A 14,959-nucleotide genomic window follows, 5' to 3' on the forward strand; every position below is an offset into this window, starting at 1 on the left:
CCTTTCTGAAATATTGTTCTCACCAATAAATTGATCCAGATTTAAACCTCATTGATTCTCAATTCCACTTTATTGCTTGTGGAGATCAATTTTTTATTTAAAAAAAACCTTTTAAAAACGGGGTTTTTTAACATTTCGCTCTTTTCGCTCCTTTAAGCTACTTATCACTCAGCCGAAAAGATGTTAAAATTGACCCATATCAATATTGCCAGAGTGACTCTTATGATCCCGGAAAAGCGTATTATTCGACGTATCCAATCTGGTGGCTGTGCGATCCATTGTCAGGACTGTAGCATTAGCCAGCTTTGTATTCCTTTCACGCTTAATGAGCATGAACTTGATCAGCTCGATAACATTATCGAAAGGAAAAAGCCGATCCAAAAAGGTCAGGCATTGTTTAAAGCCGGTGATGAATTGAAATCCCTTTACGCTATCCGTTCCGGGACTATCAAGAGCTATACCATCACCGAACAAGGTGACGAACAAATTACCGGTTTCCATCTGGCAGGCGATTTAGTCGGTTTTGATGCTATCGGTGGCTTACAGCATCCGAGCTTCGCTCAGGCGCTGGAAACCTCAATGGTTTGCGAAATCCCGTTCGAAACTCTGGACGATTTGTCCGGTAAAATGCCGAACCTGCGTCAGCAAATGATGCGTCTGATGAGCGGTGAGATTAAAGGCGACCAGGACATGATCCTGTTGCTTTCGAAGAAAAATGCCGAAGAACGTCTGGCTGCATTTATCTATAACCTCTCCCGCCGCTTCGCTCAGCGTGGCTTCTCTCAGCGCGAATTCCGCCTGACGATGACCCGTGGCGATATCGGTAACTACCTCGGCCTGACTGTGGAAACCATCAGCCGCCTGCTTGGCCGTTTCCAGAAATCAGAAATGCTGAGTGTTAAAGGTAAATACATCACAATTGAGAATCATGAAATGCTTTCTCAGTTAGCCGGTCAGTCTGCTCCGGTCTCAGCATAATCTGCCAGGCGCCCGCCTGACAATTATTGAGTCGGATCATCAAGGAATAATTTGTTGATCCGACTCAATTTCTCCGCTATCCGATTGCTTAATCTTGGTTTACTCTGTACTTAATACACTGACCGCCGTTCTCTTACAGGTGTTAAGGAGTCCCCATGGCTAAGTATCAGAATTTACTCGTTGCTATCGACCCCAATCAGGATGACCAACCCGCGCTGCGTCGTGCCGTTTATCTGGTGCAACGTAATGGCGGCAGCATCAAAGCCTTTTTGTCGATTTATGATTTCTCTTATGAGATGACCACCATGCTTTCGCCGGACGAGCGAATCGGCATGCGACAAAGTGTGATCAGCGAACGGGAAGAATGGATTAAAGAACAGTGTCGTTATTATACCGAAGCGGGTATTCCCATCGACGTCAAAGTGGTCTGGCACAACAAACCTTTCGAAGCCATTATTCAGGAAGTGATCGCCGGTAATCATGATTTGCTGTTGAAAATGGCGCATCAGCACGACCGTCTTGAATCCGTGATTTTCACACCGACCGACTGGAATTTACTGCGCAAGTGCCCTTGCCCGGTCTGGATGGTGAAAGACCAGCCGTGGCCTGAAGGCGGTAAAGCCGTCGTCGCCGTCAACCTTTCCAGCGAAGAACCCTATCACGACCCGCTCAATATCAAACTGGTGAAAGAAACCATCGAACTGGCCTCTCACGTTAATCAGACGGAAGTCCATCTGGTCGGCGCGTATCCGGTCACACCGATAAATATTGCCATCGAACTGCCCGACTTTGACCCGAGCGTCTATAACGATGCTATCCGCGGTCAGCACCTGATTGCGATGAAAGCGTTGCGTCAGAAATTCCAGCTCGACGAAAAATTCACGCACGTGGAAAAAGGCTTGCCGGAAGAAGTTATTCCTGACCTTGCTGAGCATTTGCAGGCGGGTGTGGTTGTGCTCGGCGCGATTGGCCGCACCGGTCTTTCTGCCGCCTTTTTGGGGAATACGACCGAACAGGTGATCGACCATCTGAAATGCGATTTGCTGGCCATCAAACCGGATGATTTTGAATGTCCGATCACGTCCGATGACGATGAAGATGATGACGACGAGTGATCTTCTGAACACAATCATTGAGTAGCGCACAAAAGAAAGGCCAGTCAACTGACTGGCCTTTTACATTACGGCTCAGGAATTACAGAGCGCGCAGGATTTTCTCAACGCTTTCTTTGGCATCACCAAACAGCATCTGAGTGTTTTCTTTGAAGAACAGCGGGTTCTGCACACCGGCATAACCGGTATTCATTGAACGCTTAAAGACGATCACGTTCTGCGCTTTCCACACTTCCAGCACCGGCATACCGGCGATTGGACTGCGTGGATCTTCCTGTGCTGCCGGGTTCACGGTGTCATTGGCACCGATAACCAATACAACATCGGTATCCTTGAAATCGTCATTGATTTCATCCATTTCCAGCACGATGTCATAAGGCACTTTCGCCTCAGCCAGCAGTACGTTCATATGGCCAGGTAAACGCCCTGCTACAGGGTGAATGCCGAAGCGAACCTTGATGCCTTTGGCGCGCAGTTTGGCGGTAATATCGTGAACCGGATACTGTGCCTGAGCCACTGCCATGCCGTAGCCTGGGGTGATGATCACTGAGCTGGCGTTTTTCAGCAGTTCTGCCACGTCTTCGGCGCTCGCTTCGTGATACTCGCCCATTTCTTCAGCGTCACCGGTAGAAGAACCGTCGGTACCGAAACCACCGGCAATCACGCTGATAAACGAGCGGTTCATCGCTTTACACATGATGTAAGACAGAATCGCACCCGAAGAACCAACCAGCGCACCGGTCACGATAAGCAGATCGTTGCTGAGCATAAAGCCCGCCGCCGCCGCTGCCCAACCGGAATACGAGTTAAGCATCGACACCACAACCGGCATATCCGCCCCACCGATGGAAGACACCAGATGCCAGCCAAACGCCAGAGCAATCACGGCCATGATCAGCAGCGCAACAACCTGTAGGCCGACGCTTTCAGTGCGGACAAATGTCACCATCAGCAGGAAAGAAACGACCAGTGCCGCCAGATTCAGCTTATGACGATGTGGCAATGCCAGCGGTTTGGAAGAAATAATCCCGCGCAGTTTACCAAATGCCACAATCGAACCGGTGAAGGTCACAGCACCGATGAAGATACCGAGGAATACCTCGGTCAGATGGATGTTTTCCATCACCCCTTCCATCGGCACAGCACCGTGATCCAGATAGCTGTTAAAGCCCACCAGAACCGCTGCCAGACCCACGAAGCTGTGCAGGATGGCAACCAGCTCAGGCATTTCAGTCATTTCGACTTTACGTGCCAGATAAACACCAATCGCACCGCCGATCACCATGGCTACAATGATCCAGCCAACGTTACCGGAGTCAGGCCCGAGAATGGTCGCGATTAACGCGATAGCCATCCCGGTGACGCCGAAAATGTTACCCTGCTTGGATGTTTCATGTTTTGACAGCCCGGCAAGGCTGCAAATAAACAGAATAGCGGCAACAATATATGCTGCTGTAACTAAACCCCCAGACATATATTCCCCTTAGTTCTTACGAAACATCTTCAGCATGCGCTGAGTGACGGTGAATCCGCCGAAAATATTGATACTGGCAATCAGCACGGCAATGAAAGACAGGAAGCTGACCCATCCGCCATGACCAATTTGCAGTACGGCACCGACCACAATGATCCCTGAAATGGCGTTCGTTACCGACATCAGCGGGGTATGCAGCGCATGGCTGACATTCCACACTACGTAATAACCGACCACACAGGACAGCGCAAACACCGTGAAGTGAGAGAGGAATTCTTTCGGTGCCACGTTCGCCAACCAGCCAAACAGCACGATGGCCACGGCCATAATGATGAATTTGGTCCAGGGAGAGACCGGTTTGGCTTCAACTTTAGCCACAGGTTCTGCCGCTTTGGCTGCCTGAGGTTGAGCAGATACCTGAATCGGCGGAGCCGGCCAGGTGACTTCCCCCGCTTTTACTACCGTCACACCGCGTACAACGGTATCTTCAAAATCGATTTCGATTTCGCCGTTTTTCTCTTTGCACAGTAATTTCAGCAGATTAACCAGGTTGGTACCGTACAGCTGGGAAGACTGCGTCGGCAGACGGCTTGGCAAATCGGTATATCCGATAATTTTCACGCCATTTTCGGTCGTGGTAATCTGATCAGCCACTGTCAGTTCACAGTTACCGCCCGTTTGTGCCGCCAGATCGACGATTACACTGCCCGGTTTCATCGAGGCGACCATCTCTTGGGTGATGAGCTTCGGTGCCGGACGTCCGGGGATAAGCGCGGTAGTTACGATGATATCCACTTCTTCGGCCTGGGCTGCGAACAGCGCCATTTCCGCTTTAATGAAGGCTTCGGACATCACTTTAGCGTAGCCGTCACCACTGCCCGCTTCTTCTTCGAAGTCCAGTTCAAGGAACTCCGCACCCATACTTTGTACCTGCTCCTTCACTTCAGGACGGGTATCAAAAGCGCGGACGATAGCACCGAGACTGCCTGCTGCGCCGATGGCAGCCAGGCCAGCAACACCGGCACCGATAATCATGACTTTTGCCGGCGGCACTTTACCCGCAGCAGTGATCTGCCCGGTGAAGAAACGACCAAATTCATGGGCGGCTTCCACAATCGCGCGATAACCGGCGATGTTAGCCATTGAGCTCAGGGCATCCAGAGATTGTGCGCGGGAAATGCGTGGCACAGAATCCATTGCCATTGCCGTCACCTGACGGTCAGCCAGTTTTTGGATCAGCTCAGGATTTTGCGCAGGCCAGATGAAACTGACCAGCGTAGTGCCTGCCTGTAATTTATCGATTTCACCGTTTTCAGGCGCATTCACCTTTAAAACGATATCTGATTGCCATACATCATCGCCGCTGACGACAGATGCACCCGCCAGTTCATAAGCTGCATCGTCAAAGCTGGCTAATTTACCGGCTCCTTGTTCGATAGCGACCGTAAAGCCCAGTTTAAGCAGCTGCTCCACCGTTTTCGGCGTGGCTGCAACCCTGGCTTCATTGGTCAACCGCTCTCTTGGTACACCAATACGCATAGTATTCCCTTCACCCTTTTCATTGATGATTTGTGTCATCGTCATAACAATTCAACTTCACGCCTGCCGGTTAATATTAGCTTCCGGTTTGTATTTTTCAGGCTGCTTATAACCTACTGAATATCTAATCAATAATCTACGTATCACAGCGATAGTCAGACAATTAATAATAAAAAAATTGATATGGGCCGCAAACCTGCTGCAAACCTGAGTAAACAGGCCTTTAATCCACCTGATAACCAGCTATAAACCCGATCTATCACTGAGGATTTACCTACCATAACCCGCTCTGGTAGGGCATAAAAGTTAGAAAATAGTGAATAATTAACATTTATTTCACTACTTGGATTATTCAACAAACTTATATAAGTTATGCCTGGTTTAAAAAGTAGCGGTTATTGTCGATGCCGCTCGCATTATTGCCATAAATTGCTGAGACACTCGGCATTGTTACATGCAATAATCGGCCGCTAACCTGTTACACATCAAGAATTCAGCACGTTTCAACATTACTGCGCAAGGTGAAAGGATTTTTTATGAAGCTGACAAAAACGATCATCGCATCGGCCCTGTTTTCTGTTTCTGCGCTGTCGGCTGCACATGCCGCGCAGGAAATTAGCCCGCAGAAAGCTGCAGCCATTAAGCCTTTTGATCGCATTGTTATTACCGGGCGTTTCAACACGCTGGGCGATGCGGCTGATGCCGTGTCCCGCCGAGCCGATACGCTGGGTGCAGATTATTTTTATATTCAGGATACCAACAGCTCTAACAATAGCGGTAACTGGCGTGTAGTTGCAGATATCTATAAAAAAGATGCGCCGGAAGTGAGCAAAGATCCACACTATCGCGTCATTAATGGCGTGGTAGAACTGCCGAAAGATGTCGCTTACGGACTCGAGCCTTTTGATACTGTGACTGTCAGCGGTTTCTATCGCAGTCAGCCAGACGTTAACGATGCCATTACGAAAGCGGCGAAAGAGAAAGGGGCTGACTCCTTCTTCATCGTGCGCCAGATTGATGCCAACAGCGGCGGCAACCAGTACATCACCGCGTTTATTTATAAGAAAGATGCGCCAAAACGCGTGGTTCAGTCGCCTGATGCTATCCCTGCTGATTCTGAAGCCGGTAAAGCAGCACTGGCTGCCGGTGGTGCCGCAGCGAAGACAGTTGAAATCCCGGGCGTGGCGTCTTCCGGCAGTCCAAGCCGTGACGTAGGCCGTTTCTTTGAAACTCAGTCTTCTACCGGTAAACGTTACACTGTCACAGCAACCAACGGCGCGAAAATTCAGGAAGTGAATGACGTGACCGCTGCCCAGATGGTGCCGTTTGATTCCACGACCTTTACCGGTCACTTCAACAGCACCACGGACGTTTCGCAGGAAGTGGCGAACCGTGCTGCTGCCAAAGGCGCCAAGTTCTACCACATTACCCGCCAGTGGCAGAACAAAAGCGGTGGCAACCTCACCGTCAGCGCAGACTTCTTCAAATAAGTCTGAGCCGCAAACAGCAAAAAGGCAGCGCTTATGGCTGCCTTTTCTTTTGGGATAACCGCCCTTTCAGACGCTCATTTTCCCCAGGTTCTTTCCAGAACATTAATCCAGTTTTTGTAGCAGATTTTCTCCAGCAGCGCCTGACCGTATCCCGCTTTACGCAGTGCTTCTACCAGCACAGGTAAACCGCGCACGTCCTTCAAAAACGGTGCCATAGACGCCCCGTCAAAATCTGAACCGAAGCCCACGCCGTCTTCGCCCAGATGTTCAACCAGATAATCCACGTGACGCACCATGATGTCTGTACCGGTATCGTCGCTGCGTTTGCCGTCTTCGCGCAGAAATGGCACCGCAAAGTTCAGTCCGACAAAACCGCTGCTCTCTTTGATTGCGCCGAGCTGTTTATCAGTCAGATTGCGCGACTGCGGACAAATGCTGTAAGCATTGGAATGACTGGCGACCAGCGGCGAATCGCTCAGTTCAGCCACCTGCCAGAAGCCTTTTTCATTCAGATGAGACAAATCAATCATGATGCGTTTGTGGTTACAGGCTTTGATCAACCGGATACCCGCATCTGTCAGCCCAGGGCCGGTGTCGGGCGACGTCTGGTATTTGAACGGCACGCCTTCGCCGAAAATGTTTGGGCGACTCCAGACCGGCCCGAGAGAACGCAGCCCCATGCTGTAAAGCACATCCAGATTATATAAATCCTCATCTATCGCTTCCGCCCCTTCGATATGCATAACCACAGCTAATGCATGGTTATCTATCGACTGTCTGATTTCCTGCGCGGTACGACAAATTTTCACCTTTCCCTGCGACTGTTCTTCGATTCTGAGCAGGAACGCCATCATGCCAAATGTGACATCACGTGCAAAATCGAAAGAAGGTGTCGGGGAAAAATCAGGATGCTTTTGAGTACCTTCCGGCAGAAAACGGGTGTCCACAGTACGATCAGGCACGCCTTTTGCTAGATCTACTTCAGGGGCAGGCACCCAGGCGGCGAAAAGCCCGCCGGCAAAGCCTGCGTCACGACAGCGCGGCAGGTCTAATTGTCCGCTGGCGGGTCCCTGAAGGAATGTCTGTGCAGGATCCTGACGATGTTCGTTCCAAAGTTGTAGCAAAACATCGTTATGTCCATCAAAAACCGGCATTAATTCTTCAGTTCCGTGCGCTACGTTATTCATAAAAAAGGTCTACCTTTGATTGAGCATGACTAAGACAACGGAGATTTGTTCAGCCAGGGTGCACTCACAGTGTGAAATTGCACCAGGAGAGAACAAGCACAGGACGCTTCACATTAGTTTTTTCGATATGAAGCGTCGGGTTGTGTAAAGCAACGGTTTTTCATTTAAGCCAGTTGCCCGGAGTTAAGTCAAGGGTTGGCCAATGTGATTTTTAATTTTACTTTTATATATCAACACGATGGGAGTAGTTATGGTTACCAGGCGTCAATTTGTTACCGGTTTTTCGGCAATACCTGTTCTGTCCTACCTGAAATTCGATGCTGTCTTTGCCGCCACGCCAGCGTCAATTCTGGTGATGGCTATCCAGCTCGATATCATTACCAGCCTTGATCCGCATGAAAGTTTCGAGTCCGTGGGCAGTGAAATTACCGGCAATATGTATCAGCAACTGGTGAAACCCAAACTGGCCTCCCCTGATGAAATCGAAGGCGATCTGGCCGTTTCATGGACTGCTTCCGACGATAAAAAAACCTTCACCTTCAAACTGGATCCGAAAGCCAAATGGGCCGATGGCAAACCGGTGACCGCCGAAGACGCGGCGTTTTCGCTGCAACGCGTGGTGAAACTCGATAAAAGCCCTGCGTACATCATCAACCAGTTTGGCTATACCAAAGATAACGTCGACAGCCTGATCACCGCTCCTGACGCCGAAACGCTGGTGATTACAACCACTGAACCGGCGTCTGAATCCTTCCTGCTTTACTGCCTGACCGCTAACGTCGGCAGCATCGTGCAAAAATCGGCCTGTCTGGCCAATCAGGCGGGTGATGACCTGGGTAATGCCTGGCTGAAGAAAAACAGCGCCGGTTCCGGTGCCTTTAAACTGCGCGACTGGAAAGTCAGTGAGTCTGTGATTCTGGAGAGCAATAAAAACAACCCGCACGCGGGTAAAATCCAGCGCATCATCATGCGTCATATCATCGACCCGTCTGCCCAGCTGTTAATGCTGCAAAAAGGCGATATCGATATCGCGCGTAACCTGACCACTGAACAACTTCGCCCGCTGATGAAGGACAAAAATTTCACGCTGGTACAGAAAGGGATTGCCGGGACCTTTATGCTGTCCGCCAATACCGCGCACCCGAATCTCGCCAAACCGCAGGTCTGGCAGGCGATCAAATGGGCAATCGATTACGAAAATATCCAGCAGCATATCGTGCCGCTGACCCATAAAATCCACCAGAGCTTCTTGCCGGAAGGTTTCCCGGCGGCGGTGAATACCATCATGTACAAACGTGATGTGGCGAAAGCCAAAGCGCTGCTGGCCGAAGCCGGTTTCCCGAACGGTTTTGAAATCACGCTGGATCACTATTCCGCCTCGCCTTCTTCTGACATCGTGCAGGCATTACAGTCGAACCTCGCGGAAGTCGGGATTAAAGTCACGCTGCTGGCTGCCGAAAGCCGTCAGGTGCTGACCAAAATGCGTGCACGTCAGCAGCAACTGGCGATGACCCAATGGGGCGCGGATTATTTTGACCCGAACTCTAACGCCGAAGCCTTTTGCAGCAATCCGGATAACACCGATAAAGCGAAAAGCCGCACCCTGGCGTGGCGTTGCAGCTGGCAGGATAAAGAGATTTCAGACCTCAGCACCAAAGCACTGAAAGAATCTGATCCGGCCACACGCATCAAGCTATATGAAGAGTTGCAGACCAAACATATGGAAAACAGCCCGTTTGCCATCATGTTGCAGCCCACCATGACCGCCGCCTGCCGTAACGTGATTTCCGGCGTGGTATTAACAGTAATGAGCACCAGCCCTTACGAGAAGGTTGTTAAAGCGTGATGAGCAAGAGACTCAAAGGATTTCTGAGTACCTGCATCAGCGTTTGTCTTACTTTGTTTGGTCTGTCGGTAGTGACTTTTTTCATCGGTCGCGTGATGCCGACAGACCCGGTTCTGGCTGCGGTTGGCGATAACGCCCCGCAGGCAGTCGTCGAACGGGTTCGTCATGAAATGGGGCTGGATCAGCCCCTCTGGATGCAGTTCTTCCATTATCTCAGCCAGGTGTTTCACGGTGATTTAGGCCGTTCCGCCCTGACATCCAATCTGGTCACCACCGATATCGCGCGCTTTTTCCCGGCCACGCTGGAACTGGCGACAGCGGCCATCATCATTGCGGCCATTGTCGGCATTCCGCTGGGCGTCTGGGCGGCAACGCGTCAGGGCAGCTGGATTGACCAGACCATCCGCGTGGTGTGTCTGGCCGGTCACTCCCTGCCGGTATTCGTACTGGCGTTGCTCAGCCTGCTGATTTTCTACTCCGCGCTGGGTATCGCGCCGGGTCCGGGACGCCAGGACATCATTTATCAGGACATGATCCCGCAGGTCACTGGTTTGCTGACCGTCGACTCTCTGCTGGCCGGTGACATGGGCGCGTTCTGGGATGCCCTCGCGCATATGGCCCAGCCGGTGCTGATCCTCGCGTATTTCAGCATGGCTTATATCACCCGCATGACACGAACGTTCATGCTCAACGCACTCGGCGGCGAATACGTGATTACCGCCCGCGCCAAGGGGCTTTCTGCGCAGCGCGTCATCTGGAAACATGCTTTCCCGACCGTCGGCGTGCAGCTGATTACCGTTCTTGCACTGACGTATGCCGGTTTGCTGGAAGGCGCTGTGGTCACTGAAAACGTCTTCTCCTGGCCCGGCCTCGGACAATATCTCACCGTCTCACTGATGAATGCGGATATGAACCCGGTGATCGGCTCCACACTGTTGATCGGCGCGATTTACGTGCTGCTTAACCTGCTGGCCGACCTTCTCTACCGACTATTGGATCCCCGCGTAAAATGAGCACTCTTCCGGTCACACCTCAACCCCGAGCGGGCAGCCGCGCCTGGCTGCTGGCGGATACTCCGCATACCCGGACGCAAGCCGTCTGGGGACGCCGTTACCGTATCTGGCTTGGTCTGCGCAAAAATCCGCTGGCCGTCACTGGCCTTTTCACCGTACTTATCGTATTGCTGATTTCGATTTGCGCGCCATGGCTGACCAGTTACGACCCCGGTGCGCAGGATCTGGCTCACCGTCTGGCGAAACCCTCCTCCCTGCACTGGCTCGGCACCGATGAGCTGGGGCGCGACACCCTGAGCCGAATTCTTTATGGCGGACGCATCACGCTTGGAATGGTGATTATTGTGGTGGCGATCGTCGCCCCGCTCGGCCTGCTGATTGGCTGTGTGGCCGGTTATGCCGGCGGATTACTTGACCGTATTTTGATGCGCATAACCGACATCTTTCTGGCATTCCCTCGTCTGATTCTGGCTCTGGCTTTTGTGGCTGCCCTCAAACCCGGTATCGAAAGTGCCATTCTGGCGATCGCTCTCACTGCCTGGCCGCCGTATGCCCGTCTCGCCCGCGCCGAAACCATGCAGGTGCGCGGCACGGATTATATTGCCGCCTGCCGTCTGACCGGCGCGACACCGACGCGTATTGTGCTGCGCCATATCATGCCGCTGTGCGTGCCAAGTCTGGTGGTGCGTATCACGCTGGATATGAGTTCAATCATTATCACCGCCGCCAGCCTCGGTTTTCTGGGCATGGGCGCACAACCACCGTCACCGGAATGGGGCGCGATGATCGCCACCGCACGCCGTTTCCTGTTCAGCGAATGGTGGGTGCCGCTGATCCCGGCTATTGCGATTTTCGTCACTTCACTGGCGTTCAACTTCCTCGGCGACGGCCTGCGCGACGTCCTCGATCCTAAGGAGAAATGATGCTGGTTGATATCAAAGATCTGCATATTACGTTCCAGACCAATAGCGGCAGTTTCGACGCAGTTCGAGGCGTATCGCTGTCACTGGACAAAGAAAAGTTCGGTATTGTCGGCGAAAGTGGATCGGGGAAATCCCTGACCGCGCGCTGCCTGATGAATCTGCTACCTTCAAGCGCAAAATGCCGCGCCGAAACCCTGTCTTTCGACGGTATCGACCTGCGTAATGCCAGTGAAAAACAGATGCGCCAGATACGCGGCAAACGCGTCGGCTTCATTTTGCAGGATCCGAAATATTCCCTGAATCCGGTAATGCCGGTTGGTAAACAGGTGGCGGAAGCCTGGCAGACGCATAAAGGCGGGTCGAAAAAGCAGGCGATGAACGCCGCCATAGAACTGCTGGATCAGGTGCGTATCCGTGATCCGCATAAAGTCGCCGAACGTTACGCCCATGAAGTTTCGGGCGGTATGGGACAGCGCGTAATGATCGCCATGATGCTGGCTCCGGATCCGGAACTGATGATTGCCGATGAGCCGACCAGCGCACTGGATGCCACCGTGCAGGCCGAGATTTTGCGCCTGCTCGACGACCTGGTGTCCAGTCGCGGCATGGGACTGATCCTGATCAGCCACGATTTGCCGCTGGTGTCCAAATTCTGTGACCGCGTGGCCGTGATGTATGCAGGCCGTATCGTCGAAACGTTACAGGCCGGTGATTTGCTCAAAGCACAACATCCCTACACCCGCGGGCTGCTGGAATGTCTGCCGTCGCTGAAACATCCGCGTGACAGGTTGCCGGTACTGGTGCGTGACGAAGCATGGAAAACCTCATGACTGATCAATCCCCTCTTATCCGTCAGGATTTAGATAACAGTAAAATTATTCTGAACAATCTGCGGATTGCTTTTGGTGATACCGAAGTGGTGAAAGGCGTGAGTTTCAGCGTCGCGCCGGGTGAATGCTTTGGGATTGTAGGAGAAAGCGGCTCAGGGAAATCCACCATTTTACGTGCGCTGGCCGGACTGAATCAGTCCTGGTCGGGTGAAATGGTGATTGGCGGTGAAGATCAGCTGCCGGTGCGCCAGAAGCGCTTTTTCCGCCGCGTGCAGATGGTATTTCAGGATCCCTACGGCTCGCTGCATCCGCGGCAGACCATAGACCGCATCCTCAGCGAACCGCTGATTGTTCATGGTTTTCTCAATATTGAGAAACGAATAACCGATGCCCTGAGCGAAGTTGGTCTGCCGCAGGCGGTGCGTTTCCGCTTTCCGCATCAGCTTTCCGGCGGTCAGCGTCAGCGTGTTGCCATTGCGCGGGCAATGATTTCGGAACCGGAAATTTTACTGCTCGACGAGCCCACCTCAGCGCTGGATGTCTCGGTGCAGGCGGAGATTCTCAACCTGTTAAGCGACCTGCGTGAACGGCGGAAACTGACTTATATCCTCGTCAGCCACAATCTGGCCGTAGTAACGCATCTTTGCACCAGCATTGGCGTGATGATTGGTGGTGAAATGGTCGAGCTTCTGAGCGCAGACGATTTACGGACGGGCAACGTCACCCATCCGCATACAGCAGAACTACGATCGTTAAGTCTCAGTTTAGAGGAGCCCGAATAACCGTTGCATTAACGGACATTATTCCGGTCTCACGGGCAGTCTGGGCTGCCCTCTTATTCACTGATAGACAGTCTGTGGAGATTCTCATGACCTCTGATTTACAGTGGCAAGCCGCTGAGGCGACCGCAAAACGCATCACTAAAAACTGGGATAAACCCGGCGAGCCCGGCGGGGCAATCACACTTTTCGACAGCAAAACACTGCGCGGTTTCGCCACCGGCGGTATGTCTAATCTGACCACTTCTGAGCCGTTTAGCATTGATTCCGTGGTGCGTTACGCTTCCGTCACCAAGCATATTTTCGCGGCTCTGGCCTTACTGAAAAGTGATGCCGGACTCTCGCCGCATGACACCCTCGGCCAGTATTTACCCGCGCTGAAACCGCCGATGTCGCAGGTGACTATTGGTCAGGCTCTCGACATGACCGGCGGTTTACCGGACGTTCGCGAAACGCTCTCCCTGCTGGGAATTTCGGTTTATAACGTCAGCGATGCTGACGTGATCATGGCGTTTCTGGCGCAGGACGGCGCCCTGAATTTCCCTGCGGGTACGGAGATTTCATACAGTAATACCGGTTACCGACTGGTGGAAGAAATCCTCAGGCAAAAAGGCATTTTGTTTGAAGATCTGCTGCAAAAACATATAGCTCATCCGCTGGATATTGCATTCCGCGCACCGGAAACCTGGTTTGATATTGTGCCGGGTCTGATCCCTGGTTACTGGCAGGACACCACCGGCTGGAAAACGGCCGCCGCCGGTTTACATCTTTCGGCTTCCGGCAGTCTGACCGGCAGTGTACGTTCGCTTTCCGTCTGGCTGCAAAGTCTGCTGGCAGACAGCGGACCAGGCGCAGGCGTACTGAAAACGCTGACCGCGCAACGCCATTTGCAGGGTCATATTCCTTCCGCCTACGGGCTGGGCACAACGTCGTCGCAAATCGGTGAACATACGGTCTTTGGCCACGGCGGTTCCCATGCAGGATACAAAACCTATTTCCTGCTGCACCCGGAACTGGACGCCGGGATTGCGCTGGTCTCGAACCGAGAAGACACCACTGCGTATACCCACGCGCTGGAAGTGATGTCCGCCCTGCTGGCATCACCGCTTCCCGCCCGGAGTCACGCATTGCCGGACGGACTGTATTCGAGCATTGCCGATCCTTACTGGCTGAAAGTCAGCAATGGCACCGCCAGCTATCTGGGTTCCGCCGATAATCTGTATCAGGGCGATGACGCCGGTGAGGCCATTACGCTTTCGGCACATATGCCCATGCGGTTACGCTGGAACGGTCAGGCCATTGAAGGTGAAATCGGCCATGCTCCGCGTTATTTCCGGCCGATTGAGCCTAATGACTGCCTGAAAATGGTTCAGGGGCGCTGGTATCATCCGGAGTCAAAAGCCGCCTTTGATATCGATGGCGACCAGCTGCGGATTGGGGTCGGGACACAGCGTGCCAGCGGACAGTTAACCTCGCTGGGTGCAGGACGCCTGCTGGTGGAATTGCCCGACGGGCCGTGGAAGAAAACCTTCTGTCTTTACTTTCAGGGTTACAACGTCAAACTCGTTTCAAACCGCAGCCGCGTACTGAGCTTCCGCCGCGATGAATGCCGGAGCAGCTGGCAGCCGGGACTCTAATCCCGAACGGTGTACTGCAAAGCCTCCCGTCGTGGAGGCTTTTTTTGTTAACTTCATCACATTTTATTAATACAAACGGATCAACTGGTACATAACAGCACAAAATGTTCACTCCTTATTTAACAAGGGCTGCAAGCCCGTTTTGCCCAAA

Annotated in this window: 12 protein-coding genes; 9 read left to right on the plus strand and 3 right to left on the minus strand. The window is 52.5% G+C overall.

Annotated features, from left to right (window positions below; translation table 11 throughout):
* Positions 1-222: 222 nt before the first annotated feature.
* Positions 223-978, plus strand: a complete 756-nt coding sequence (locus D5398_RS10810; RefSeq protein ID WP_013575564.1) for an FNR family transcription factor — start codon at positions 223-225, stop codon at positions 976-978.
* A gap of 155 nt (positions 979-1,133) precedes the next feature.
* Complete coding sequence (gene uspE / locus D5398_RS10815; protein WP_120507632.1) at positions 1,134-2,093, plus strand: universal stress protein UspE; 960 nt, start codon at positions 1,134-1,136, stop codon at positions 2,091-2,093.
* A gap of 79 nt (positions 2,094-2,172) precedes the next feature.
* Here the strand turns inward: uspE and pntB are convergent, their stop codons facing one another.
* Positions 2,173-3,564 carry a Re/Si-specific NAD(P)(+) transhydrogenase subunit beta gene (gene pntB / locus D5398_RS10820; protein ID WP_120507633.1) on the minus strand — a complete coding sequence of 464 codons (1,392 nt, stop codon included), beginning with the start codon at positions 3,562-3,564 and terminating at the stop codon, positions 2,173-2,175.
* A 9-nt stretch (positions 3,565-3,573) separates the two neighbouring features.
* Positions 3,574-5,103 carry a Re/Si-specific NAD(P)(+) transhydrogenase subunit alpha gene (gene pntA / locus D5398_RS10825; RefSeq protein WP_120507704.1) on the minus strand — a complete coding sequence of 510 codons (1,530 nt, stop codon included), beginning with the start codon at positions 5,101-5,103 and terminating at the stop codon, positions 3,574-3,576.
* Between the two features lie 536 nt (positions 5,104-5,639).
* On the opposite strand from pntA, the gene ydgH reads away from it, so the two are divergent.
* Complete coding sequence (ydgH, locus tag D5398_RS10830; RefSeq protein ID WP_120507634.1) at positions 5,640-6,593, plus strand: DUF1471 family protein YdgH; 954 nt, start codon at positions 5,640-5,642, stop codon at positions 6,591-6,593.
* Between the two features lie 74 nt (positions 6,594-6,667).
* On the opposite strand, the gene D5398_RS10835 is transcribed toward ydgH, so the two are convergent.
* The gene (locus D5398_RS10835) at positions 6,668-7,780 is read right to left on the minus strand and encodes a dipeptidase (RefSeq protein ID WP_120507635.1); all 1,113 of its coding nucleotides are present in this window, start codon (positions 7,778-7,780) and stop codon (positions 6,668-6,670) included.
* A 250-nt stretch (positions 7,781-8,030) separates the two neighbouring features.
* Between D5398_RS10835 and D5398_RS10840 the strand changes: the two genes are divergently transcribed.
* The 6 genes from D5398_RS10840 to D5398_RS10865 all read left to right on the plus strand — a co-directional run bounded on the left by D5398_RS10840 (position 8,031) and on the right by D5398_RS10865 (position 14,808).
* Positions 8,031-9,626 (plus strand): ABC transporter substrate-binding protein, encoded by a 1,596-nt coding sequence (locus tag D5398_RS10840; protein WP_120507636.1) that lies wholly within the window; start codon positions 8,031-8,033, stop codon positions 9,624-9,626.
* The gene (locus tag D5398_RS10845; protein WP_112288693.1) at positions 9,626-10,639 is read left to right on the plus strand and encodes an ABC transporter permease; all 1,014 of its coding nucleotides are present in this window, start codon (positions 9,626-9,628) and stop codon (positions 10,637-10,639) included. The genes D5398_RS10840 and D5398_RS10845 overlap by 1 nt, the downstream gene beginning before the upstream one ends.
* Entirely contained in the window at positions 10,636-11,562 is a 927-nt protein-coding gene (locus D5398_RS10850) for an ABC transporter permease (RefSeq protein WP_120133822.1), read from the plus strand. Before D5398_RS10845 ends, D5398_RS10850 begins: the two co-directional genes overlap by 4 nt.
* Positions 11,562-12,392 carry an ABC transporter ATP-binding protein gene (locus D5398_RS10855; protein WP_120507637.1) on the plus strand — a complete coding sequence of 277 codons (831 nt, stop codon included), beginning with the start codon at positions 11,562-11,564 and terminating at the stop codon, positions 12,390-12,392. Before D5398_RS10850 ends, D5398_RS10855 begins: the two co-directional genes overlap by 1 nt.
* On the plus strand, positions 12,389-13,174 hold the full coding sequence (locus tag D5398_RS10860) for an ABC transporter ATP-binding protein (protein WP_120507638.1): 786 nt from the start codon (positions 12,389-12,391) through the stop codon (positions 13,172-13,174). Before D5398_RS10855 ends, D5398_RS10860 begins: the two co-directional genes overlap by 4 nt.
* 86 nt (positions 13,175-13,260) lie before the next feature.
* Entirely contained in the window at positions 13,261-14,808 is a 1,548-nt protein-coding gene (locus D5398_RS10865; RefSeq protein WP_120507639.1) for a serine hydrolase domain-containing protein, read from the plus strand.
* Positions 14,809-14,959: the final 151 nt, after the last annotated feature.

It is taken from the genome of Rahnella bruchi (assembly GCF_003614975.1).
GTDB classification, from domain to species: domain Bacteria; phylum Pseudomonadota; class Gammaproteobacteria; order Enterobacterales; family Enterobacteriaceae; genus Rahnella; species Rahnella bruchi.